The organism is Flavobacterium aureirubrum (genome assembly GCF_038739835.1).
GTDB lineage: Bacteria > Bacteroidota > Bacteroidia > Flavobacteriales > Flavobacteriaceae > Flavobacterium > Flavobacterium aureirubrum.
Window position 1 is genome coordinate 67,411 of sequence record NZ_JBCGDO010000015.1, and the last position, 23,163, is coordinate 90,573.

General features: G+C 34.0%; 23 protein-coding genes. 12 read left to right on the forward strand and 11 right to left on the reverse strand.

Annotated elements, in window-relative coordinates; genetic code table 11:
- Positions 1-46: 46 nt before the first annotated feature.
- The 4 genes from yajC to WFZ85_RS11420 form a co-directional block, all read right to left on the reverse strand.
- Positions 47-322: a preprotein translocase subunit YajC gene (yajC, locus tag WFZ85_RS11405; protein ID WP_342696420.1), complete on the reverse strand. Its 276-nt coding sequence runs from the start codon at positions 320-322 to the stop codon at positions 47-49.
- A 13-nt stretch (positions 323-335) separates the two neighbouring features.
- Entirely contained in the window at positions 336-767 is a 432-nt protein-coding gene (locus WFZ85_RS11410; protein ID WP_342696421.1) for a DUF1573 domain-containing protein, read from the reverse strand.
- A gap of 11 nt (positions 768-778) precedes the next feature.
- Positions 779-1,684 (reverse strand): transcription antitermination factor NusB, encoded by a 906-nt coding sequence (nusB, locus tag WFZ85_RS11415; protein WP_342696447.1) that lies wholly within the window; start codon positions 1,682-1,684, stop codon positions 779-781.
- Positions 1,685-1,796: 112 nt separating this feature from the next.
- On the reverse strand, positions 1,797-2,903 hold the full coding sequence (locus tag WFZ85_RS11420) for a Glu/Leu/Phe/Val family dehydrogenase (RefSeq protein ID WP_342696422.1): 1,107 nt from the start codon (positions 2,901-2,903) through the stop codon (positions 1,797-1,799).
- 192 nt (positions 2,904-3,095) lie between these two features.
- On the opposite strand from WFZ85_RS11420, the gene WFZ85_RS11425 reads away from it, so the two are divergent.
- The 3 genes from WFZ85_RS11425 to WFZ85_RS11435 all read left to right on the forward strand — a co-directional run bounded on the left by WFZ85_RS11425 (position 3,096) and on the right by WFZ85_RS11435 (position 5,584).
- On the forward strand, positions 3,096-4,853 hold the full coding sequence (locus WFZ85_RS11425) for an ABC transporter ATP-binding protein (RefSeq protein ID WP_342696423.1): 1,758 nt from the start codon (positions 3,096-3,098) through the stop codon (positions 4,851-4,853).
- Between the two features lie 70 nt (positions 4,854-4,923).
- Positions 4,924-5,301: a PUR family DNA/RNA-binding protein gene (locus WFZ85_RS11430; RefSeq protein WP_169523297.1), complete on the forward strand. Its 378-nt coding sequence runs from the start codon at positions 4,924-4,926 to the stop codon at positions 5,299-5,301.
- Between the two features lie 64 nt (positions 5,302-5,365).
- Positions 5,366-5,584 (forward strand): hypothetical protein, encoded by a 219-nt coding sequence (locus WFZ85_RS11435; protein WP_342696424.1) that lies wholly within the window; start codon positions 5,366-5,368, stop codon positions 5,582-5,584.
- On the opposite strand, the gene WFZ85_RS11440 is transcribed toward WFZ85_RS11435, so the two are convergent.
- Positions 5,581-5,931, reverse strand: coding sequence for a tRNA-binding protein (locus tag WFZ85_RS11440; protein ID WP_342696425.1), 351 nt, complete (start codon positions 5,929-5,931; stop codon positions 5,581-5,583). The two genes, WFZ85_RS11435 and WFZ85_RS11440, sit on opposite strands and share 4 nt — an antisense overlap.
- A 101-nt stretch (positions 5,932-6,032) precedes the next feature.
- Between WFZ85_RS11440 and glgA the strand changes: the two genes are divergently transcribed.
- Positions 6,033-7,259: a glycogen synthase gene (glgA, locus tag WFZ85_RS11445; RefSeq protein ID WP_342696426.1), complete on the forward strand. Its 1,227-nt coding sequence runs from the start codon at positions 6,033-6,035 to the stop codon at positions 7,257-7,259.
- Positions 7,260-7,722: 463 nt separating this feature from the next.
- Positions 7,723-8,994 (forward strand): glucose-1-phosphate adenylyltransferase, encoded by a 1,272-nt coding sequence (locus WFZ85_RS11450; RefSeq protein WP_342696427.1) that lies wholly within the window; start codon positions 7,723-7,725, stop codon positions 8,992-8,994.
- A 48-nt stretch (positions 8,995-9,042) separates the two neighbouring features.
- On the opposite strand, the gene WFZ85_RS11455 is transcribed toward WFZ85_RS11450, so the two are convergent.
- The 4 genes from WFZ85_RS11455 to WFZ85_RS11470 all read right to left on the reverse strand — a co-directional run bounded on the left by WFZ85_RS11455 (position 9,043) and on the right by WFZ85_RS11470 (position 11,757).
- A complete protein-coding gene (locus WFZ85_RS11455) occupies positions 9,043-9,501 on the reverse strand; it encodes an RES family NAD+ phosphorylase (protein WP_342696428.1) in 459 nt (152 codons plus the stop codon).
- A complete protein-coding gene (locus tag WFZ85_RS11460) occupies positions 9,501-9,995 on the reverse strand; it encodes an antitoxin Xre/MbcA/ParS toxin-binding domain-containing protein (protein ID WP_342696429.1) in 495 nt (164 codons plus the stop codon). The genes WFZ85_RS11455 and WFZ85_RS11460 overlap by 1 nt, the downstream gene beginning before the upstream one ends.
- 141 nt (positions 9,996-10,136) lie before the next feature.
- On the reverse strand, positions 10,137-10,658 hold the full coding sequence (locus tag WFZ85_RS11465) for a fasciclin domain-containing protein (protein WP_342696430.1): 522 nt from the start codon (positions 10,656-10,658) through the stop codon (positions 10,137-10,139).
- A 166-nt stretch (positions 10,659-10,824) separates the two neighbouring features.
- On the reverse strand, positions 10,825-11,757 hold the full coding sequence (locus WFZ85_RS11470; RefSeq protein WP_342696431.1) for a peptidylprolyl isomerase: 933 nt from the start codon (positions 11,755-11,757) through the stop codon (positions 10,825-10,827).
- A gap of 89 nt (positions 11,758-11,846) precedes the next feature.
- Between WFZ85_RS11470 and trmD the strand changes: the two genes are divergently transcribed.
- The 3 genes from trmD (at position 11,847) to WFZ85_RS11485 (ending at position 14,478) form a co-directional block, all read left to right on the forward strand.
- Positions 11,847-12,524: a tRNA (guanosine(37)-N1)-methyltransferase TrmD gene (gene trmD, locus WFZ85_RS11475; protein ID WP_342696432.1), complete on the forward strand. Its 678-nt coding sequence runs from the start codon at positions 11,847-11,849 to the stop codon at positions 12,522-12,524.
- A gap of 162 nt (positions 12,525-12,686) precedes the next feature.
- Entirely contained in the window at positions 12,687-13,037 is a 351-nt protein-coding gene (gene rplS / locus WFZ85_RS11480) for a 50S ribosomal protein L19 (protein WP_342696433.1), read from the forward strand.
- Between the two features lie 217 nt (positions 13,038-13,254).
- Positions 13,255-14,478 carry an NADP-dependent isocitrate dehydrogenase gene (locus tag WFZ85_RS11485; RefSeq protein WP_342696434.1) on the forward strand — a complete coding sequence of 408 codons (1,224 nt, stop codon included), beginning with the start codon at positions 13,255-13,257 and terminating at the stop codon, positions 14,476-14,478.
- A 52-nt stretch (positions 14,479-14,530) separates the two neighbouring features.
- Here WFZ85_RS11485 and WFZ85_RS11490 read toward each other — a convergent pair whose 3' ends face one another.
- Entirely contained in the window at positions 14,531-15,202 is a 672-nt protein-coding gene (locus tag WFZ85_RS11490) for a hypothetical protein (RefSeq protein ID WP_342696435.1), read from the reverse strand.
- A gap of 140 nt (positions 15,203-15,342) precedes the next feature.
- On the opposite strand from WFZ85_RS11490, the gene WFZ85_RS11495 reads away from it, so the two are divergent.
- From WFZ85_RS11495 to uvrB, 4 genes are all read left to right on the forward strand, one after another.
- Positions 15,343-17,712 (forward strand): TonB-dependent receptor, encoded by a 2,370-nt coding sequence (locus WFZ85_RS11495; RefSeq protein WP_342696436.1) that lies wholly within the window; start codon positions 15,343-15,345, stop codon positions 17,710-17,712.
- A 3-nt stretch (positions 17,713-17,715) separates the two neighbouring features.
- Positions 17,716-18,618, forward strand: a complete 903-nt coding sequence (locus tag WFZ85_RS11500) for a DUF4249 family protein (RefSeq protein ID WP_342696437.1) — start codon at positions 17,716-17,718, stop codon at positions 18,616-18,618.
- 112 nt (positions 18,619-18,730) lie between these two features.
- A complete protein-coding gene (locus WFZ85_RS11505) occupies positions 18,731-19,393 on the forward strand; it encodes a thiamine diphosphokinase (RefSeq protein WP_342696438.1) in 663 nt (220 codons plus the stop codon).
- Positions 19,394-19,430: 37 nt separating this feature from the next.
- On the forward strand, positions 19,431-21,422 hold the full coding sequence (gene uvrB, locus WFZ85_RS11510; RefSeq protein WP_342696439.1) for an excinuclease ABC subunit UvrB: 1,992 nt from the start codon (positions 19,431-19,433) through the stop codon (positions 21,420-21,422).
- A 49-nt stretch (positions 21,423-21,471) separates the two neighbouring features.
- Here uvrB and pafA read toward each other — a convergent pair whose 3' ends face one another.
- Positions 21,472-23,085, reverse strand: coding sequence for an alkaline phosphatase PafA (pafA, locus tag WFZ85_RS11515; protein WP_342696440.1), 1,614 nt, complete (start codon positions 23,083-23,085; stop codon positions 21,472-21,474).
- Between the last annotated feature and the right edge of the window lie 78 nt (positions 23,086-23,163).

Here is a 23,163-nt window from a genome sequence, read left to right on the forward strand (position 1 = left end):
CTAACCTCGTACTTCTAACCTCGTACTTCTAACCTCGTACTTTGTATTACGCTTTCTTATTCAACGCTGCTGTCAACTCTAATGAAATAGCTGAACGCTCCATTTTCAATTTTCCCGACATGGTTTCAATAACAACTGTAGTTTCTGCCAGTTCAGAAACTTTTCCATGCAAACCACTTTTCGTAATAATTTTGTCGCCTACTTTCAAAGCAGCTTCAAATTCTTTTTCTTGTTTGATTTTCTTTTGTTGCGGTCTAATCATAAAGAAATAGATGACCACGAACATTAAAATAAAAGGTAAAAATTGCGTTATTTGTTCCATAATAATTGATTATTTATTTAGTTGTTGTAGAAGTTTCGATATTGGCTCTAACGATAATAAATTTCTTTTGTTCTTTTATATTACAAGTTAAAGTAACTGATTTTGTGTTTTGTCCTGATTTTCCAGTAGTATCAAAAGACACTTTTATAGTACCACCATCTCCTGGCTTGATGGGAGTTTTAGGATATTCGGGAACAGTACAACCACAGGAACCTTTGGCGTCAGCAATGACCAAATCATTTTGGCCTGTATTGGTAAACTTAAAATCATAGCTTACTTTATCTCCTTGTGTAACGTTACCAAAATCATGTTCGTTTTTTTCGAAAGTAATTTCAGCCAATTCACCAGTAGTCGCGCTGCCATCAGTAGCGGTGTCTTTATTTTTACAAGCGGTTGTTACTAGCAGTAAAAGGGAAAAAAATAGTGCACTAGCTTTTGTTTTCATAACAGTATGTTTTACATCAAACCTCTTCCGGTTTTTAAAATTTTATTTTGAGTTTGAAATTCCTTTACTAAATTATCCAAAATTCCATTGATAAAAATACTACTTTTTGGCGTGGAATATTCTTTTGCCACTTCGAGATATTCATTGATGGTAACTTTCGTAGGTATGGAAGGAAACTTTAAAAATTCGCAAATAGCCATTTTTAAAATAATGGTATCAATTTCTGCAATTCGATCGGCATCCCAATTGGGTGTTTTATCGATGTATTCTTTGGCTAATTCTACTTCGTTCAAAACAGTTTTTCTAAACAATAAACTCACGAATTCTTTATCTTCTTCATCTTTGTACAACTTGGTCACTTTAAATTCTGATTGCTCTGAAATTTGAGTTAATTGTTTCAAAATTTGAGTATTTACTAGCGGAATATCATCTACCCAAGTCAGTTTATCGTCTTCAAGATAGTCATAAAGCTTTTCATTTGGCGCAATTAATTCCGAAAATAAGGCTACCACAAACTCTTTATCTTCGGCAAACGACGACTGCTTTTTGCTCATATACTTGCTATACAAATCGCTCTTTTTAATGGCATTTAACAAAATCAAAATATAGTCATCGTTCATTGACCAATTATTGATTTTCCGCTGCTCTAAAGCAATATTGAGCGAATTGCTCTCCTCTAGTAATTGAAGAACAGCATTAGTAACAAATTTTTTGTTGGGATTTTTTTCCTCGGGTGTAGCTAAATGCTTTTTGCTGGAGGTTTCTAAAAAAACAATTTCTTTTTTTCTGATTTCAATAAGCAACGAAAGCATAATTAAGTATAAATCGTAAATGCCATCTATACTTTGGCGTAAAAATTTTTCTTCTTTTACAATATCATCAGAACTTTTTTGATGCATGGCATAAATGGATTGCATCACTTTTACTCGAATATGTCTTCTATTTAACACCTGGTAAGAACTTTTAAAAATTAATAGCGCGAAAGAAATCTTTCGCGCTGCAAAAATAGTACTATTTTACATCCTACTATTATTTATTTGTGTTTTCTTTTTTACGTTGGTCAATTCTGTTTTGAGCAATTTGCATAGCGGCAGCTTGCGTTGTCAAATTATTTTGATCAGCAAAATTAAAAATCTCCAATGTAGTGTTATAGATATTTTCAGTTCTTCTCATGGCTTCTGCTTTATCATATTTTACAATTTCGCCATACACATTGATAATGCCACCAGCGTTGATTAAAAAATCTGGTGCATAAGTAATTCCTCTTTCTCTTAAAATCTGACCATGAACGGCTTCAACTGCCAGTTGATTGTTGGCCGCACCAGCAATTACTTTCGCTTTTATTCGATATACCGTATCGTCATTTATAGTTGCGCCTAAAGCACAGGGTGCATAAATATCAACATCTGCGCTGTACAAGTCACTTCCCATGAAAATTTTTGCACCATACTTGGCAACCATATTTTCCATTTTATCTTGATGAATATCGGACACAAAAACGATAGCGCCTTCTTTAGCCAAATAGCTAATTAAGGTTTCGCCTACATGACCTGTTCCTTGCACCAATACTTTTTTACCTGCTAAATTATCAGAACCAAACTGGTATTTTGCCGCTGCTTTCATCCCCATGTAAACGCCATAGGCAGTAACTGGTGATGGGTTTCCAGAACCACCTCTTGATTCTGAAATACCAGTTACAAAATTGGTTACTTCATGAATTCTGTCCATGTCTTCAGTAGTTGTACCTACGTCTTCTGCAGTAATATATTTTCCGCTTAACGAGTTGACAAATTGACCAAACTTAGTAATCATTTCGGGCGTTTTATCTAGTTTAGAGTCGCCAATGATAACCGCTTTTCCTCCACCAAGGTTTAATCCTGTGATGGCTGATTTATAAGTCATACCTCTAGACAATCGCAAAACGTCGTTTAAAGCTTCCCACTCATTGGCATAGTTCCACATTCTCGTGCCACCAAGTGCTGGACCCATTACTGTGTTATGAATTCCTATAATTGCTTTTAATCCTGTATCTTTGTCGTTGCAAAAAACTATTTGTTCATGATTATCAAATGAGAATTGCCCAAAAACGGGATCCATTTTTTTTAATTCAGCGGGCATAACAATTTCTGCAGTCATAGTGAGATACTTATTAAATTATTTACAAAAAACAAGTGCAAAAATAAATTATTATTTAATTAAACGCACAGATTTCGCTATAAATTAGTAATTTGTTAATAAAATTGACTTTTTTAAAGAATACTATAATTTTAATATAGATAATAACTTTAACAGTAAATAAGTATTTAAGCCCCATTTTTTCAAAAAAACATGAAAGAACTTCAATATTTAAATAAATACTTTATCAAATATAAATTTCATTTTCTACTTGGAATTTTAATAACTATTGCTGCACAAATTTTTTCGCTATTTACTCCTAAACTTGTCAGCAAATCATTTAAAGCTATTGAGGATTTTCATAAAAATGACCTTAGTAGCGCCATGATTAAAACAGAATTAATTCATAATATACTATGGATTGTAGGTACCACTTTAATCGCTGGAATTTTAACTTTCTTGATGCGTCAAACCTTAATAGTAATGTCGCGCCATGTTGAATTTGACCTAAAAAACGAAGTGTTTCGTCATTACGAAGTGTTAGATCAAAATTTCTACAAACGAAATAGAACAGGAGATTTAATGAGCCGCATTAGTGAAGACGTGGCCAAAGTGCGAATGTATGTTGGTCCTGCTGTGATGTATACCATCAATACTTTCATCCGGTTTACAGTGGTTATTATTTATATGTATAACGTATCGCCCTTGTTAACTTTGTATACGCTTTTACCCTTACCTATTCTCTCATTTATTATTTTCAAATTGAGCAAAGAAATCAATAAAAGAAGCAACATTTTTCAAGAATATCTATCAAAAATATCAAGTTTTACCCAAGAAATTTTTTCAGGCATTAGAGTAGTCAAAGCATATGCTTTAGAAAATCAATTTCAAAAAAACATAGAAGAATTGGCTCAAGAAAGCAAAACCAAAAGCATGAGCTTAGCTGGAGTACAATCACTTTTTGGACCATTGATGATTGCGTTAATTGGTGTGAGTAATTTGGTGGTGATTTATTTTGGAGGATTGATGTACATTGAAGGTTCCATAAAAAGTATTGGTACGATTGCCGAATTTATCTTGTATGTCAACATGTTAACATGGCCTGTAGCTTCTATTGGCTGGGTTTCGTCTTTAGTTCAAGAAGCAGAAGCGTCCCAAAAACGGATTAACGAATTCCTAAAAATTGAACCTGAAATTAAAAACAAAGTAACAGAAAATACGCCCATTCGCGGTGCCATCGAATTCAATAATGTTAGTTTTACTTATGAAGACACCGATATCACTGCTCTTAAAAATATTTCATTTACAATAAACGAAGGAGAAACTCTGGCTATTTTGGGTAAAACAGGTTCAGGAAAATCGAGTATTTTATCGCTGATTACTAGGTTATATGACATCAAAGAAGGACGTATTAGCATCGATGGCAAAAAAATAGACGAAATCAACCTCAACGACTTGCGCAGCAGTATTGGTATTGTGCCACAAGACGCTTTCCTCTTCTCTGACACTATTAAAAACAACATTAAATTTGGAAAAGAAAATGCCACCGATGAAGAAGTATTTGACGCTGCAAAAAAAGCCGTTGTTCACAATAATATTGTTCATTTTAAAAACAAATACGACACCATTTTGGGCGAAAGAGGCATCACACTTTCTGGTGGACAGAAACAACGGGTTTCTATTGCAAGAGCGATAATCAAAAATCCTCAAATACTACTTCTAGACGACTGTTTATCGGCTGTTGATACTGAAACCGAAGAACAAATTTTGAACAACTTACTTCAAATTTCTAAAGATAAAACTACAATTATTGTTAGCCACAGAGTTTCATCTGCTAAAAATGCGGATAAAATCATTATTCTCGACGAAGGAAAAATTATCCAAGAAGGTTCTCATAATCAATTAATAAACGAAGAAGGTTATTATGCCGAGCTTTATTTGAAACAACTTTCGGAAAAAGAATTAAATTAAATGTTGCTTGGTAACAAAAAATTTACCATTTTTGAACAATACAGAAACACAATTAATTGACCGAAAGAATATGAGAGAAAATGATATGTTAGAAAAAGATGAAATTTTTTCTAAAGTTTTAAGAGCAGGAAGAAGAACTTATTTCTTTGATGTAAGAGCCACAAAAGCAGATGATTATTATGTAACCATTACTGAAAGTAAAAAATTTACAGAAGAAGATGGTTCGTTTCATTTCAAAAAACACAAAATCTATTTGTACAAAGAAGATTTTGCAGCATTTACTGAAATATTAGGCGAAATGACATCGTATGTTTTAAATCAAAAAGGCGAAGAAGTAATTTCTGAAAGGCACCAAAAAGACTTCAAAAAAGAATATTATCAAGAAACTACAAGCGAAACTACCGCTTCTGAAAAAAGTTTTACCGATATCGATTTTGACGATATTTAAAATATAAATTTAACCGCAAAAGCCCAAAATAGTAATTTTTGGGCTTTTTTTTCAACATATCATTATGCAAAAAATTCTAGCGTTTCTAAACAAACACAGCATCATTATCAATTCGATTTGTATTGCTTTTTGGATTTACATCATTTATGAAAATTACAAAGTTGCCAAAGCCGAAAACTCAATGGATGAACGAAAAAGTTACTTTATAGTTCCAGTGCTTTTTATTCTATTATCCATTTTCAATATGTATATGGCACAAAAAAGAAAAAATAGACAGAACTAACCTATTCTCAGTCCATTTTCAACTTTTATATCCGAAGTCAACAAAACAATATCATTTTCTGCTCCAACAGAACCCAAAACCAAACATTCGCTCATAAATGTTCCAATTTGTTTCTTTGGAAAATTGACAACGGCTATAATTTGCTTTCCAACCAATTCTTCATTAGTATATCGTTTTGTGATTTGTGCTGAAGATTTTTTTTTTCCAATTGCCGAACCAAAATCAATCAACAATTGAAAAGCAGGTTTTCTAGCTTCGGGGAAATTATTTACTTCTAAAATGGTTCCAATACGCATTTCTACTCGTTCAAATTCTGACCATTGCAATGGCGTTTCAATTGCATTCATTTTATAATCTTTTTCTAATTAGTTTTTAACATAAAACCCAATACTTTTTTGTACATTTAGATTTTCTGATACAATATAGTAAACCTTTTTATGTTTTCAGTATGAAAATAGCCCTTTTCACCAATGAATTTCCGCCTAATATTTATGGTGGCGCAGGTGTTCACATCGATTTTTTAACCCACGAATTAAAGAAACTTGCCCAAGTGGAAGTTCGCTGTTTTGGCAATCAAAAAGAACAAACAAAACAACTCAATGTGCTAGGAATTCAGCCTTCGTTGAATGTAATGAATGACGAAAATAATCCGCACATTAAAATGTTTCAAAACTTGAGCCGCAATGTAGAAATGGCGCAACATACCTTAGAAGCTGATGTTATTCATTGTCATACTTGGTACACGCATTTGGCCGGAATTTTTTCGAGAGAATTAGTGCAATCGCCATTAATTTTAACCACGCACAGTTTAGAAACACATCGACCATGGAAAGTAGAACAACTCGGCAACGGATATTTTCTTTCCCGATGGATTGAAAATCATGCATACAATACCGCCGACGGGATTATTGCCGTAAGCGAACAAATGAAAACCGATGTGGTTGAAGCCTATGACGTTTCTCCCGAAAAAGTTACGGTAATTCATAACGGTATTAATCCTGAGTTTTATAAACCAACGTATGATAACAATTTATTAGTCGAATTAGGAATAAATCCAGCTGTTCCGTTTGTACTTTTCGTTGGGAGAATTACACGTCAAAAAGGAATTTCTCAACTAATAGAAGCGGCACAATATTTCGACAAAAACTGTCAAATTGTACTTTGTGCTGGTGCGCCAGACACACCCGAAATTGCAGCAGAAACCGAAGCATTAATTTCGAAACTGAAATCAAATCGTGATGGCGTAGTCTTGATTTCGGAAATGTTGCCTAGAGAAAAAATAAAAGTATTGTACAGCCATGCGCGCGTTTTTGCTTGTCCATCACTTTATGAACCGTTTGGGATTATCAATCTCGAAGCGATGTCGTGTGAAACGCCTGTGGTTGGAAGTGCTGTTGGCGGCATTCCTGAAATCATTGTTGAAGGTGAAACGGGTTATTTAATCGAATTAGAAAGTATTTCTCGAACCGATTTTAATCCAAAAAATCCTGAAGCATTTCAAAGAAATTTTGCCGAAAAAATTAATCGTTTATTAGCCGATGAAGATTTAGCGCAAGCAATGGGAAAAGCGGGGAGAAAACGAGTTTTGGAAAAATTTAGTTGGGAATCGATAGCAAAAACAACTTATAGTTATTATGAGGAAGTGATTGGTAGATTTGAGAAAGAAAAGGCGTAAAGAGTGATTAGTGAAGAGTGAAAAGTGATTAGTGAAAAGTGATTAGTGAAGAGTGAATAGTGAATGGTAAGAATTTAATGTTAAATAGTAAGAATACAACATTAAAAACTAAGAATACAACATTAAAAACTAAGAATACAACATTAAAAACTAAGAATATAACATTAAAAAGTAAGAATACAATTGTAAATTCATCGAATTTATGTTTCAAGATTACAAATTGATGTTTGAATATTATAAATTGATGATTAATTAGTGTCAATTTATTATGGAAGTTTGTTGATTGATGAACGACCATTTCAATTTAAGACTACCGAACGCAACCCGACTTGAACGGAGCTCTTTTTATCTTTTCTTTTTTTGAAAAGATAAAAAAGCGGGAGTGGAAGGCGGAATAGTTGCCCAAAAAATAAAAATAACAATGAGGATGAATTTTTTGTTCCTCGTAATGATATAGAAAATTATGAATAAATCAACTTTAGCCATTATTCTTGGCGGCGGACAAGGTTCAAGATTAGCGCCATTAACCGAAAGTCGTTCAAAACCAGCCGTTCCTATTGCTGGAAAATACCGTTTGGTTGACATTCCGATTTCTAATTGTATCAATTCCGATATTAAACGAATGTTTGTTTTGACGCAATTTAATTCGGCTTCGTTAAACCAACACATCAAAAATACCTATCATTTTAGCCATTTCAGTACGGCTTTTGTGGATATTCTCGCTGCTGAACAAACGCCTGATAATCCTACGTGGTTTCAAGGAACTGCCGATGCCGTTCGACAATGTATGACGCATTTTTTAAACCATGATTTTGATTATGCTTTGATACTTTCGGGCGATCAATTGTATCAAATGGATTTTAATGAAATGATTAAAGCGCATCATGATTCTGGTGCTTCGATTTCTATCGCTACATTGCCTGTAACGGCAAAAGAAGCTCCTGAATTTGGCATTTTGAAAACCGATGCGGAAAATTTTATTACGTCGTTTATTGAAAAACCAAAAGCGGATTTGTTACCTCAATGGACATCGGAAGTTAGTGAAGAATCCAAGGCGGAAGGCAAACACTATTTAGCTTCGATGGGAATTTATATCTTCAATCGGGATTTATTGGTAGAATTGATGAAAAATCAAGAAACGAAAGATTTCGGTAAAGAAATTATTCCGCAAGCTATTGGAAAACAAAAAATTCTGAGTTATCAATATGAAGGTTATTGGACTGATATTGGAAACATCGATTCGTTTTTTGAAGCTAATTTAGGTTTGACAGATGACATTCCGAAATTCAATTTATTTGATAATTCGAGTAAAATTTATACTCGTGCAAGGGTTTTGCCACCATCAAAAATTACGGGTGCTTCAACTATTGACAAATCGGTTATTGCCGAAGGTTGTATCATAAATGGTGTTACGGTAGAACATTCGGTTATTGGAATTAGAAGCCGAATTGGATATGGTTCAACCATTATAGATTCCTATCTTATGGGTAACGATTATTATCAAAATTTAGAAGAAATCAGAACCAATATTGAACAAGGAATTATTAATATCGGTATTGGTGAACGTTGTTTTATTAGCAATACCATCGTTGATAAAAATTGTAGAATTGGAAATGATGTTCGACTAAACGGAGGAAAACATTTAGAAGATACAAATACCAATTTATACACAATAAAAGATGGAATTATAGTTGTCAAAAAAGGCGCAATTTTACCCGATGGTTTTACAGTTTAAAAAAAAAAATGCCTCGAAAATTTCGAGGCATTTTATTTTTAGTGACTTTCAAATTTTTAGTCTATCATCAATAGGTAAATCTAAAAAATCAATAATTTCTACTTTTCCAAACTCTTTATATAATGGATTTAAAATAATATTATTTTCAAATGGAATAATTGAAGAAGGTACTTTTAAGGCAAAAAAATCTCTACTCTTTGCTAACTTTGAAAAAATTTCTGTTGTTTTGGATGAATAAGGATATTGATTCCAACGTTCAGGAAGTTTATCTAATGTGTCAACCAGAAACTCATCAGGAAATTCAATTTTGGCTACTAATATTTTCTTTGGTAAATTAGCTATGTTTTCTGAGTGAATATAATATTCTAATAGTGCTAAAGAAATATTCTCAGAACAGTAAACAGCACGAGTTCCCACTTGATTCCATCTACCGCCCACTTTTTCAGCACCAATACCTGTTAAAGTATCATCTTTATACTTTACATTTGCAACACGATAAACAATCATTAGCTATAAACGTTGTATTGTATTCTAACTATTTCGTTTTCTACTAATTCAAAACCAAAGCTACTGTCTAACAACTCGAAAGGTTTTTTATTCCCTAGAACTTTTGAAGGAGTTAAAAGCCATTCTTTAAAACTTTCAGGAGAATCAAAAACTTCATATCCGAGACCAAATAAACGAGATATTTCATAAATTCTCTCGGATGTTTCTCTTCCATAAACTTTCTTCTTTTGCATACTACTAATTGATGTAGGCAAAATAAATTCAAACTCCTTCTCTTTTGCGCCTATATTTTCAATTAATTGTTTCCAATCGTCTTTTTTAACACCTGATCTAATTCTATCAATTAATTCTAATTTAAAACCTGGAGCATCTTTCACATGATAAACAACCCAAGAAGGAGAAAATTTAACTAAAGTAGGTGTTGATTTAACTTTAGTTGAAACTTTGTCTTTAGAAACTTGTTTGGTTTTTGAGACAGTTGTCTTGGTATTCATAATTGTATTTTTACTTTATCAATAGCGTAAATTTACAATTTATTTTAAATCAAAATATAAAAGTTGGTAAAGTTTAATTAAAAAAAATCTCGTATCGTTTATCCGATACGAGATTTTTTTTAAACTAAGATATTAAATCAACTATGATTTTGGCATCACTACAGTATCAATAACATGAATTACACCATTTGAAGAGGTAATATCTACAGCGGTAATGGTAGATTTATTTCCTTTTTCATCTGTTAAGATAACATTTTTTCCAGAAAGTGATGCTACTAATTTTCCTCCTTGAACGGTAGTTAGAGTTACGCTTCCTTTTCCTTTGGTAATTGCTTCAACCACTGCTTTACTGTCTAAATTTCCTGCCACTACGTGGTAAGTTAAAATACCTTGTAAAGCCGCTTTGTTCTCTGGTTTTAGTAAAAACTCTACTGTTCCTTTTGGCAATTTTGCGAATGCATCATTCGTTGGAGCAAAAACTGTGAATGGTCCTTTGCTAGACAATACGTCGACCAATTCAGCTGCTTTTACGGCTGCTACAAGTGTTGTGTGATCTTTCGAACCTACAGCATTTTCTACTACTGTTTTAGAAGCTTGAGCTTGTATGCTAAAACTTCCTAATGTTGCCAATAATGCAACTGCTACTACTTTAATTGATTTCATAATTTTTTTTGTTTAATAATTTTTTATAAATGTTAAACAAATTTACTCGAATACTTGACAACAAAATTATGTTTAACAAAAATTTGTGTTGTGTTTTTCAATGAAAAAATCCCATCTCGTCAAATTTAACGTGATGGGATTATAAAACAAGGGAATTTATGTTTGCTTATTTAACGTCCATTAATTCCACATCAAAAACCAAAGTAGCGTCTGGTGGAATTACGCCTCCAGCACCAGAAGAACCATATCCTAAATAAGATGGAATAACAAAACGAGCTTTATCGCCTACTTTTAAAAGAGCAATGCCTTCATCCCAACCTTCAATAACATGACCTTTTCCTAATGGAAATTCGATTGGTTTTTTTCTAGGATACGATGAATCGAAAGTTTTACCATTTTCTAATTGACCGGTGTAATGCACTGAAACTGTTTTTCCTTTTTCAGCTTGTTTTCCGTTACCATTTTGGATTAATTTATAACGCAAACCGCTTTCTGTTTTTTCAAAACCTGCTGCTAATTTTTCCATGGCAGCTTCGGCTTGCTTTTTTGCTTCTTCAATTCTTTTTAATCGTGAACCTTCAAAAGTTCTAAATGCTTCGATAGCATTCCATTTTTGTGCTTCTTCACCAACTCTGACAATTTCAACAGTTTCTAGAACATCACCTTGAGCTACAGCATCAACAGCTTCTTGTCCTTCCACAACATGACCAAAAACAGTATGTTTGTTGTCTAACCAATTGGTTGGAACATGTGTAATAAAAAACTGTGAACCATTACTTGCTGGTCCAGAATTTGCCATTGATAAAACTCCTGGTCTATCGTGTTTTAACGAAGGATGAAATTCATCATCAAAGCTATAACCTGGTCCGCCAGTTCCAATCCCTTGAGGACAACCACCTTGAATCATAAAATCAGGAATTACTCGGTGAAATTTTAATCCATCATAATAAGGTTTACCCATTGGCTTTGCTGCATTCTCTAATTGACCTTCTGCTAAACCAACGAAGTTACCAACTGTTCCTGGTGTTAAATCGTGAGTTAGTTTTACTAAAATTGAACCTTTCGAGGTGTTGAATTTTGCGTATATTCCGTTTTCCATTTTTGTAACATTTTAAATTTTGGTGCAAATTTACTACTAAAATATAGAATGTAAAATTAGAAAAGTGGTAAACTTCATATCTTTGCCACATGCGAATAGACATTATCACCATATTACCCGATTTATTGCGAAGTCCTTTTGAAGGTTCAATCATGAAACGCGCTATCGAAAAAGGATTAGTAGAAGTTCATTTTCATAATTTAAGAGACTATACAACCAACAAACAAAAATCGGTTGACGATTATCCGTTTGGTGGTGGAGCTGGAATGGTAATGAATATTCAACCAATTGATGATTGTATTGCTCATTTAAAATCTCAAAGAAACTACGACGAAGTAATTTACATGTCACCTGATGGTGAAACTTTAAACCAGAAAATGGCAAACACAGCTTCGATGTATGAAAACATCATAATTCTTTGTGGACATTATAAAGGAGTTGACCAACGCGTGAGAGATCATTTGATTACTAAAGAAATATCCATTGGCGATTATGTCCTTTCTGGCGGAGAAATTGGTGCGATTGTTTTCTGTGATGCGATCATTCGATTAATTCCAGGTGTTTTATCAGATGAAACTTCGGCGTTGACGGATAGTTTTCAAGACGGATTACTTTCTGGACCAATTTATACAAGACCTGCAGATTATAAAGGTTGGAAAGTTCCAGAAGTTTTAACCAGCGGTCATTTTGCTAAAATTGAAAAATGGCGCGAAGATATGGCGTATGAACACACAAAAAATAGAAGACCTGATTTGTTAAACGAATAGTTTAATGAGGTTTAAAATTGTTTAAGCAACCCACAACTTTAAACTTTTTCTAAACTTTTAAACTTTTTCTAAACTTTTTTATTTAAGTTTGCACCCACATTTGACCAACCTCTGGCGAAAACCGTGAACGTTGCTCAGATTTTAACCATAATGTTTATAAAAATGGCAAATTTAGTAGATTTCGTTAATAACGAATTGTCAACAAAAAAAGATTTCCCTTCATTCGGAGCTGGTGATACCATCACAGTGTTTTACGAAATTAAAGAGGGTGAAAAAACAAGAACTCAGTTTTTTAAAGGAGTTGTTATTCAAAGAAAAGGTTCAGGAATTACTGAAACTTTTACTATTCGTAAAATGTCTGGTGCAGTTGGTGTAGAGCGTATCTTCCCAGTAAACATGCCCGCGTTACAGAAAGTGGAAGTGAATCAAAGAGGTAAAGTTAGAAGAGCTCGTATCTACTACTTTAGAGAACTTACTGGTAAAAAAGCTAAAATTAAAGAAAGAAGAAGATAATTCATTACTTTCTAATCATAAAAATGGTCCTCTTGTTAAAAATAAAACGAGAGGACTTTTTTTATGATAAAAATTCACGTTATAAATTATGATATTCCTATTTAAAAAACCTTTAAATGACAATTTCATAAATCAATCGATTTAGCTGCAGTATTAAAAGAAATTGCTATCCTATTTTTTATATTTGCATCCGCTAAATAATTAATTAACAAACAACATGGCAAAAATAAAAGTGGCTAATCCAGTAGTAGAGTTGGATGGCGATGAAATGACACGAATTATCTGGAGCTTTATCAAAGAGCAATTAATTCTCCCTTACCTTGATTTAGATATCAAATATTATGATTTAGGGATAGAAAACAGAGAAGCTACTAAAGATCAAGTGACAGTAGACTCCGCTGAAGCTATAAAAAAATACAATGTTGGTATCAAGTGTGCCACCATCACACCCGATGAAGAACGAGTAAAAGAGTTTAATCTTTCCAAAATGTGGAAATCACCAAACGGTACAATCCGTAATATCGTTGGAGGAACTGTTTTTCGTGAACCCATAATTATGAGTAATGTACCAAGATATGTACAAGGATGGACTAAACCTATCGTTATTGGACGTCACGCTTTTGGTGACCAATATAAAGCAACAGATACTGTTATTAAAGGAAAAGGGAAACTTACGATGAGTTTTACTAACGAAGCTGGTGAAACTAAAACTTGGGATGTTTATGACTTTGAAGGCGACGGCGTAGCTATGGCAATGTATAATACCGACGAAAGTATCTATGGTTTTGCTCATTCTTCTTTTCAAATGGCATTAACCAAAAAATGGCCGTTGTATCTTTCTACTAAAAACACCATTTTAAAAGCATACGACGGGCGATTCAAAGATATTTTTGAAGAGGTGTATCAAACTACTTACAAAGCAGATTTTGAAACAAACGGAATGATTTACGAACACCGCTTAATCGATGATATGGTTGCTTCGTGCATGAAATGGAATGGCGGATTTGTGTGGGCTTGTAAAAATTATGATGGCGATGTGCAGTCAGATACGGTAGCACAAGGATTTGGTTCGTTAGGATTAATGACTTCTGTATTAGTAACTCCCGATGGAAAAACAGTTGAAGCCGAAGCTGCTCACGGAACAGTAACCCGTCATTACAGAGAACATCAAAAAGGAAAAGCTACTTCTACCAATCCTATTGCGTCAATTTTCGCTTGGACAAGAGGTTTGGAGCACAGAGGTAAATTAGACGGAAATCAAGCATTGATTGATTTTTGTCTAGCTTTAGAGCAAGTTTGTATTGAAACAGTAGAAAGTGGAAAAATGACTAAAGACTTAGCGATGCTGGTAAAACCTGAAGGATTAACAAATGCTGACTATCTCACAACAGAAGGATTTTTAGCAGCCATTAAAAAAAATTTGGAAGCCAAATTAGGATAGGATATTATTCAAATTACTTAAAAAAAGCGTCCCGAAATTCGAGACGCTTTTTTTATTGCTTTTGTAATTCTCCATCCGTTTTCAGAACAATCATCTTTGCTTTTACGCCTGTGGTTAAATTCCATTTATTGGTGGTTATCATTCCTTTCTTCTCATCGTAAATGACGAATTGAGCGGTATTGGGACCAGACTCTCCTTGGTTCAAGGCTTCGATTTCAATTTTATTAAAACCTTCGTTTAAGTCAAGGTATATTTCTTTATAATCCACATCTAATAAAATAGCATTAACAGCTACTTTGTCATTAAGCCATATTCTCACAACATCTCCATCGGGTGCTTCGTGGTCGCGACACGCGATACTGATAATTTTTGTTCCTGTTTTAAATTCACCAAGGAAACTATCACTTTTAAACTTCTCAAGAATTTGCCCATCGCCTTTGTTCATTCTATCAGTATAAATTTTTGATGGATTTTCAAACTTTTCTTTTTCCATAATACTTGGCTCATTTTCGGGAGCTTTGCGTATCAGCGAAACACCACCCAACAATTTATCTTTCTTATCGAAAATACTGGGATATTTGATCTCTTTAGAAGATGTAGGAGCAACTTGTCCTGAACTGTTCGAAACAGGCGCAATCTTAAGCGTCTTTTTGGGTAATTCAAATTGAGAAAAACCCTTAAAAAAACAAAGTAAAAAAACAATAAAAGAGACTGAGAATTTCATTTTTTAGTTCTAAATCGTTGTAAAAATATCGATAATCATTGAATAAAATATTTATTATTAACCAAAGCTTAACAATTTATCACGTTGGTTAATACGATATTTGCCGACATATGTTTAAATATTTCAAAATCAGTTCGTAAATGCCTAAAAATATCACCTTACTTCTATTTATCATTTATTGCCATTTATCTTTTTCGCAAGAGAAAGTTACCTTAAGCGGAACCATTTCAGATAGCAAAAATAATGAAACACTAATTGGTGTTACTCTTTTTATTCCAGAAATAAAAGCAGTTGCTATTACTAACGAATATGGATTTTATTCAATAACTATACCAAAAGGAAACTACACGCTACAAGTATCTTATTTAGGTTATGAAAATTTAGTTGAAAATATCACGCTAGATAATTCTATCAAAAAAAACTTCTTTCTTACTGAAAATTCGCAACAGCTAGAAGAAGTTGTCATATCGGATAATAAAAAGCGTGCGGATATCAGAAAGCCCGAAATGAGCGTAAATAAACTTTCGATGCAAACGGTAAAAGAGTTGCCAGTTGTTCTAGGTGAAGTAGATATTATTAAAACTATTTTGACATTACCAGGCGTTACCAACGCTGGTGAAGGACAATCTGGTTTTAATGTGCGTGGCGGAAGTGCTGATCAAAATTTAATTTTACTTGATGAAGCTACGATTTATAATTCGTCGCACCTTTTTGGTTTGTTTTCTGTTTTTAATGCCGATGCCATCAAGGATTTAAAACTCTATAAAGGCGGAATTCCAGCACGATTTGGTGGAAGGCTTTCGTCAGTATTAGATATTTATCAGAAAGAAGGTAATAAAAAAGGATTTCATATGAACGGTGGTATTGGATTAATTTCAAGCCGACTTTTAGCCGAAGGTCCAATTAACAAGGGAAAAGGTTCGTTTCTTGTTGCGGGAAGAGGTTCGTATGCTCATTTGTTTTTAAAACTAGTCGACAACCCAAACTCAGCCTATTTTTATGACTTAAATACTAAGCTGAGTTACGAGCTCAACTCAAAAAACAATCTTTTCGTTTCGGGATATTTTGGAAGAGATGTTTTTAATATTAACGACAGTTTTGTGAACACTTATGGAAATACCGTAGTAAATGTTCGATGGAACCATTTATTTTCAGAAAAATTATTCTCTAATCTATCAATGATATATAGTGATTATTACTACGGATTAACTTTAGATTTTGTTGGTTTCAACTGGGATAGTGGCATTCGAAACTACAATTTTAAATACGATTTTAAACATTACTTAACGGATAAAACAAAGCTAAGTTATGGTGTAAATGCTAATTATTATGATTTTAATCCTGGTAAAATCGAACCAATTGATGATAATTCAAGTATAATTGAACTCCAATTAGATAAAAAATATGCATTCGAACCTGCACTCTACTTTGATGTTGAGCAAAAGATAACTTCTAACTTTTCTGTTAATTATGGTTTACGATATAGCATGTTTTACCGTTTAGGACAACAAACATTGAACGTATACGAAAATAATCAAGCCGTAATATGGAATAACGATTTCAAAATTTACGAAAAAGCAACGCCTATTGGTACTCGTTTTTATGGACGAAATGAAGTTATTGCCAGTTTTGACAATTTTGAACCCCGATTTGCGATGTCCTATTCGTTCAACGACAATCAATCGGTAAAAGCGAGTTATAATAGAATGGCACAGTATTTACATTTGATTTCAAACACACAATCGCCAACACCACTTGATGTTTGGGCGCCAAGCGGTAATTTCTTAAAACCTCAAACACTCGACCAAGTTGCCATTGGTTATTTTCAAAATTTAAATGATGACAAATATTCATTAGAAGTAGAAGCTTTTTATAAAAAAATATATAACCGCGTAGACTATATTGACGGTGCTGATTTGATTGCCAACAATGCTATTGAACAGGTAATTTTAAACGGAAATGCGCGAGCCTATGGTTTAGAAGTTTTATTTAGAAAAAACGAAGGCAAACTTACCGGTTGGGTTTCCTATACTTTATCAAGAGCAGAACAGCAAACACCTGGAAGAACTGCTGAAGAAACTGGTATTAATAATGGAAACTGGTATAAAACTGGTTTTGACAAAACCCATAACTTAGCCGTTGTTTCGACCTATGAATTAAATCAAAAGTGGAAATTTGGTTCTATTTTTACTTTACAAACAGGTCAACCCGTAACTTTTCCGAATGGAAAATACGAATATCAAGGTATTCTTATACCTAGTTACGGCGCGAGAAATGAAGATAATCTTCCTACCTATCATCATTTAGATATTTCAGCAACCTATACGCCAAAACCTGATAAGAAAAAAGGATGGCAAGGCGAATGGGTTTTTAGTATCTACAACGTTTATGGCAGAGAAAATGCGGCTTCTATTACTTTTAGACAAAACACCGATACCGCCACAAATGAAGCAGTGCGATTATCTATTTTTGGTGTTGTGCCTAGTGTTACTTACAATTTTAAATTTTAAATCATGAAATCAAATAGTAGTACTATAGTTTTTTTGTTAAGTTCATATAAAAAACACCTAAAAACCAATTTTTCTGTTGTGGGTAAAAAAATATTCTTTTTAGTGTCATTTCTTTCCATTTTAACTTTTACTAGTTGTGAAGAAGTAGTTACTGTAGATCTAGATACAGCGGCACCAAGACTGGTTATAGATGCTTCATTAAATTGGGAAAAAGGCACAGATGGTAGCCAGCAAACAATTAGGTTGTCAACTACTACTGGATTTTATAGCAATGTTATCCCAAGTGTTTCGGGTGCAACTGTAATTGTTACAAACAGTGCTAACACAGTGTTTAACTTTATTGAAGAAGTGCCAAACTCGGGGCAATACATCTGTAATAATTTTGTTCCGGTTATTAACGAAAATTATGTGTTAACGGTTACGTATGCAGGACAAACCTACACAGCTATAGAAAAAATGATATCCGTTCCTGAAATTACTACGGTAACACAAAGAAATGATGCTGGCTTTAGTGCGGATGAAATTGAAATAAAAATCTTTTTTCAAGATAATGCTGCGGAAATCAATTCCTACATGACCAAATTTATAACGCCAGTAAACGCATTTCCAGAATTTGAAGTTTTTGATGACCGTTTTACACAAGGTAACGAAATGTTTGGATTATATACTAATGAAGATTTAAAGACCGGCGATACGCTTGAGTTTACACTGTATGGCATTTCTACTCAATACTATAACTATATGAATATACTTCTTGGCATTACGGGAACAAATGGTGGAAGTCCTTTTCAAACACCACCAGCTACTGTCAGAGGAAATATAGTTAATCAAACTAACGAGTCCAATTATTGTTTAGGGTTTTTCAGGCTTTGTGAAATTGACACTTTGACTTATACGGTTTTATAAGAGTGGGAAGTTGGGAAGAAATTATTGAAATTAGATTTTATATCCTTTATATCGCTCATCTAAATTCATATTTCTATCTTCGTATGTCAAACTTCTAAACTCGTAATTCTATATGTCTTCACACCATATTGTTCGCGACGATCAAGAACCTGCATTAATCATTGCCAATGGCGACGCTTGTTCTGCTGAATTATTGGGACAATTATTAGAATGGTCTCCTCTAGTTATTGTTTTGGACTCAGCTATGGAACGCGTTTTAGAATTAGGGATTAAAGTAGATGTTTTATTAGGTGATTTTGACCGCGGTTTTGACGCTAACTATTATAAAGAACAACAATATCCGCTAGAAATTGTTCATACGCCTAATCAGGACAAAACAGATTTGGAAAAAGCCTTTGATTATTTAATCGAAAAAGGACACCGCGCGGCAAACGTAATTTGGGCCACAGGAAAACGCGCCGATCACACCATCACCAATTTAACCAATATTGTGGCCTACCGAAATTTACTGAAAGTAGTACTTCTTGATGATCATTCCAAAGTGTTTTTACTGCAGAATCAATTTGAAAAATGGTACACCGCCAATACCATTCTGTCCTTAATTCCGATAGGAAAAGTTACCGGAATTACAACTCAAAATCTGTTTTACTCTTTACATAATGAAGATCTCATTATAGGTTATCGAACTGGAAGTAGCAATCATGTCATTGAAGACGGATTGGTCAAAATTTCGCACGAGACTGGCGATTTATTATTAATGGAATGTTGGGATTAAGTTTGTAAATTTGCATTCCTCATTTTCATAAGCACAAATGAAATTCCAAGTCATATCAGAATATAAACCCACTGGCGACCAACCACAAGCTATTGAAAAATTGGCCAAAGGCATCGTTGATGGCGATAAATACCAAACACTACTTGGTGTTACTGGTTCGGGGAAAACGTTTACAGTAGCCAATGTGATTGAAAAAGTCGAAAAACCTACTTTGGTTTTGGCACACAATAAAACCTTAGCAGCGCAATTATATTCTGAATTTAAGCAGTTTTTTCCAAATAATTCGGTGCAGTATTTTGTTTCCTATTATGATTATTATCAACCTGAAGCCTACATTCCTGTTACTGGAACCTATATTGAAAAAGATTTATCCATCAATGACGAGTTAGAAAAGCTAAGGCTGAGCACTACTTCTGCCCTACTTTCTGGCCGAAGAGATGTCTTAGTTGTTGCGTCGGTTTCATGTTTATATGGTATTGGAAATCCGGTGGAATTTCAAAAAAATGTGATTTCTATTGCAAAAAGTCAAATTATTTCTAGAACAAAGTTATTGCATCGCTTAGTACAAAGTTTATACTCTAGAACCGAAGCTGAATTTACTCCAGGAACTTTCCGAATAAAAGGCGACACAGTAGAGATATTTCCTAGTTATGCCGATGAACCGTTTCGCATTCATTTTTTTGGCGATGAAATTGAGGAAATTGAAGCTTTTGACCCTAAGACTGCCAAAGTTTTTGAGCGTTACGAAAAACTCAATATCTATCCCGCTAACATGTTTGTGACTTCGCCCGATGTGTTACAAGCCGCCATTTGGGACATTCAACAAGACTTGGTGAAACAAGTAGATTATTTCAAAGAAATTGGCAAACATCTTGAAGCCAAACGACTAGAAGAGCGCACCAATTTTGACCTGGAAATGATAAAGGAATTGGGCTATTGCTCTGGGATTGAAAATTATTCTCGCTATTTAGATAGGCGTTTACCTGGCACAAGACCTTTCTGTTTGCTCGATTATTTTCCCGATGATTTTTTAATGGTAGTCGACGAAAGTCACGTAACGATTTCTCAAGTTCATGCCATGTATGGCGGTGATAGAAGTAGAAAAGAAAATTTAGTAGAATATGGTTTTAGATTACCTGCTGCAATGGACAATCGTCCGCTGAAATTTGAGGAATTTGAAAGCATGCAAAATCAGGTCATTTATGTATCGGCAACGCCTGCCGATTATGAATTACAAAAAAGCGAAGGTATTTATGTGGAACAAGTGATTCGACCCACAGGATTATTAGATCCCATTATCGAAGTGCGTCCAAGTTTGAACCAAATAGATGATTTGATAGAAGAAATTCAGGTGCGTTGTGAAGCCGATGAACGCGTTTTAGTAACTACTTTAACCAAAAGAATGGCAGAAGAATTGCAGAAGTATTTAACCAAAGTAGCTATTCGATGTCGCTACATTCACAGTGATGTGGACACTTTAGAACGGGTTGAAATCATGCAAGATTTGCGCAAAGGACTGTTTGATGTATTAATTGGTGTCAACCTTTTACGCGAAGGATTGGATTTACCCGAAGTATCGCTCGTTGCAATTTTAGATGCTGATAAAGAAGGATTTTTGAGAAGCCATCGTTCATTAACTCAAACAGTTGGTCGTGCTGCAAGAAACGTAAATGGAAAAGCCATTTTATATGCTGATAAAATGACTAATAGTATGCAAAAAACGATAGATGAAACTAATTATCGTCGGGAAAAACAAATGGCCTATAATACGCTACACGGATTGGAACCGAAAGCACTAAATAAAAGTTTGGGCAATGCTTTGAGCAATAATTCTGTTTCTACACAATACTATGAAGATAAAGTAGCAAAAGCCGCTGAACCCGAAAGTTTGTATTTATCTAAACCCGAAATAGAAAAGAAAATCCGTGAAGCGCGAAAAGCCATGGAAAAAGCTGCCAAAGAGTTAGACTTTATGCAAGCGGCAAAATATCGGGATGAAATAAAAGCGTTGCAAGATAAAATACAATAAAACTTGGGCTCTATTTTTTTTGTCAAAATAATTGAAAATATAGCTTACCTTATTTATCGAAAACTTCTAAAAGCACTTTACTTTCTGTAGCGTTGGGCTGTGTTATTTTTAATAATTGTGATAGTGTTGGTGCGATTTGGGTAATCTCTTTTTTATCGTGTGATTCTCCTTTTTTAATATTCCAACCATAAAAAATAAGTGGTACATGAGTATCATAACTATAAGTTGTTCCGTGGGAAGTTCCGGTTGGACCATATTGTATAAAACCAGGTTTGTCGAGAATAACTAAATCGCCGTTTTGAGTAACGTCATACCCTTTGGCAATGAAATTTAAATAGTAATCACTTCCAGGATTACTCAAAATTTCTTCTTCGGTGTACACTTTTTTTACATGGTTTTGTGTCATCAGAAAATCTTTAAATGCTTGTTTTACCGTGGTTAAGTTTAGTCCTTTGGCTTTTAATTTTTCTTTATTAAAATATAAGTTGAAGCTACTGTAGTTAAGCACTAAATCTTCGCCATAAGTATCGATAGAGAATTTTTTTAGGTTCGATCTGATTTCTTTTGGTTCCACATTGGTTACTTCATATTTATTATCTTTTAAGTATTGTGCGTTTTCGGCACCAGCATGATCGGCAGTTAAAAAGACCAAGTAATTTCCTTTGCCTACATTTTTATCTAAATAATTGAGAAAATCGGCAATGGTATTGTCCAAGCGCAGATAGGTATCTTGCAATTCAATAGAACGTGGTCCAAGAATGTGTCCGACATAATCTGTAGAGGAAAAACTTACTGCCAAAAAATCAGTGATGTTATCCTTGCCTAGTGCTTCTTTTTCGATGGCTAGTTTAGCAAAATCGGCTAGATAATCGTTACCGAAAGGCGTTACTCTTAAGACACCTGCATCGTTTTTATCGTACATGGCTTTTAAATCATATGGAAAAACAGGTTTGTCTACTTTGTATAGTTTTCCTTCGTAGGGATTGTCATCTGGTTGACTTTCATCGTAAGTTGCTGTGGGTTTTAACAAGTTCCATCCTTTGTTTATATAGTTCATGTAGGTTTTTTGGTTGTTAAAATCAGTGACCCAATCAGGGAGTTTTTCGCCATAGAAAGTGCTTGAAATAAAATTGCCTGTTTTACTGTACCAAAATGCCCAATTGGCAAAATGCCCCGCAGGCAATATCGCACCTCGGTCTTTTATACTGATGCCAATTACTTTTCCTTTAAAATTGGTTGACAAGCGCAACTCATCAGTAATGGTAGTGGTTTGTAGATTTCGTGGTGACATTTCGCCTTCGTCTTTTGAGCCGTTTCCGATGGTTTTTACTGCGGCATCATCGGTGCAATAGACTTCTTTTCCTTCTTTTCTGCTGAACCATTCGTTGCTTACAATGCCGTGCATGGAAGGTGTTGTTCCTGTATAAATAGTGGCATGTCCTGGTGCGGTATAGGTAGGTAAGAAATTGTAATGCATGTTATAAAACGTGTATCCTTCGTTCATTAAACGTTTGAAGCCGTTTTCGGAAAAGTCGCTTTGAAAACGATAGAGGTATTCGGTTTTCATTTGGTCTACTACAATTCCTACGACTAGCTTTGGTCGTTGTTGTGCCGTTAATGATAACGATAGAAAAAAAGAAAATAGAGGAAGTAACTTTTTCATGGGATTTAATTTTAGACAAAAGTACTAATTCGTAATGAGAAGTGTTTAAAAAAACAAATGCGTACCAACTACTGTACG

Excerpts from the sequence above, each read along its gene's own strand:
- yajC (WP_342696420.1), bottom strand. The coding sequence starts at position 322 with ATGGAACAAATAACGCAATTTTTACCTTTTATTTTAATGTTCGTGGTC.
- WFZ85_RS11410 (WP_342696421.1), bottom strand. The coding sequence starts at position 767 with ATGAAAACAAAAGCTAGTGCACTATTTTTTTCCCTTTTACTGCTAGTA.
- nusB (WP_342696447.1), bottom strand. The coding sequence starts at position 1,684 with ATGCAATCCATTTATGCCATGCATCAAAAAAGTTCTGATGATATTGTA.
- WFZ85_RS11420 (WP_342696422.1), bottom strand. The coding sequence starts at position 2,903 with ATGACTGCAGAAATTGTTATGCCCGCTGAATTAAAAAAAATGGATCCC.
- WFZ85_RS11425 (WP_342696423.1), top strand. The coding sequence starts at position 3,096 with ATGAAAGAACTTCAATATTTAAATAAATACTTTATCAAATATAAATTT.
- WFZ85_RS11430 (WP_169523297.1), top strand. The coding sequence starts at position 4,924 with ATGAGAGAAAATGATATGTTAGAAAAAGATGAAATTTTTTCTAAAGTT.
- WFZ85_RS11435 (WP_342696424.1), top strand. The coding sequence starts at position 5,366 with ATGCAAAAAATTCTAGCGTTTCTAAACAAACACAGCATCATTATCAAT.
- WFZ85_RS11440 (WP_342696425.1), bottom strand. The coding sequence starts at position 5,931 with ATGAATGCAATTGAAACGCCATTGCAATGGTCAGAATTTGAACGAGTA.
- glgA (WP_342696426.1), top strand. The coding sequence starts at position 6,033 with ATGAAAATAGCCCTTTTCACCAATGAATTTCCGCCTAATATTTATGGT.
- WFZ85_RS11450 (WP_342696427.1), top strand. The coding sequence starts at position 7,723 with ATGAATAAATCAACTTTAGCCATTATTCTTGGCGGCGGACAAGGTTCA.
- WFZ85_RS11455 (WP_342696428.1), bottom strand. The coding sequence starts at position 9,501 with ATGATTGTTTATCGTGTTGCAAATGTAAAGTATAAAGATGATACTTTA.
- WFZ85_RS11460 (WP_342696429.1), bottom strand. The coding sequence starts at position 9,995 with ATGAATACCAAGACAACTGTCTCAAAAACCAAACAAGTTTCTAAAGAC.
- WFZ85_RS11465 (WP_342696430.1), bottom strand. The coding sequence starts at position 10,658 with ATGAAATCAATTAAAGTAGTAGCAGTTGCATTATTGGCAACATTAGGA.
- WFZ85_RS11470 (WP_342696431.1), bottom strand. The coding sequence starts at position 11,757 with ATGGAAAACGGAATATACGCAAAATTCAACACCTCGAAAGGTTCAATT.
- trmD (WP_342696432.1), top strand. The coding sequence starts at position 11,847 with ATGCGAATAGACATTATCACCATATTACCCGATTTATTGCGAAGTCCT.
- rplS (WP_342696433.1), top strand. The coding sequence starts at position 12,687 with ATGGCAAATTTAGTAGATTTCGTTAATAACGAATTGTCAACAAAAAAA.
- WFZ85_RS11485 (WP_342696434.1), top strand. The coding sequence starts at position 13,255 with ATGGCAAAAATAAAAGTGGCTAATCCAGTAGTAGAGTTGGATGGCGAT.
- WFZ85_RS11490 (WP_342696435.1), bottom strand. The coding sequence starts at position 15,202 with ATGAAATTCTCAGTCTCTTTTATTGTTTTTTTACTTTGTTTTTTTAAG.
- WFZ85_RS11495 (WP_342696436.1), top strand. The coding sequence starts at position 15,343 with ATGCCTAAAAATATCACCTTACTTCTATTTATCATTTATTGCCATTTA.
- WFZ85_RS11500 (WP_342696437.1), top strand. The coding sequence starts at position 17,716 with ATGAAATCAAATAGTAGTACTATAGTTTTTTTGTTAAGTTCATATAAA.
- WFZ85_RS11505 (WP_342696438.1), top strand. The coding sequence starts at position 18,731 with ATGTCTTCACACCATATTGTTCGCGACGATCAAGAACCTGCATTAATC.
- uvrB (WP_342696439.1), top strand. The coding sequence starts at position 19,431 with ATGAAATTCCAAGTCATATCAGAATATAAACCCACTGGCGACCAACCA.
- pafA (WP_342696440.1), bottom strand. The coding sequence starts at position 23,085 with ATGAAAAAGTTACTTCCTCTATTTTCTTTTTTTCTATCGTTATCATTA.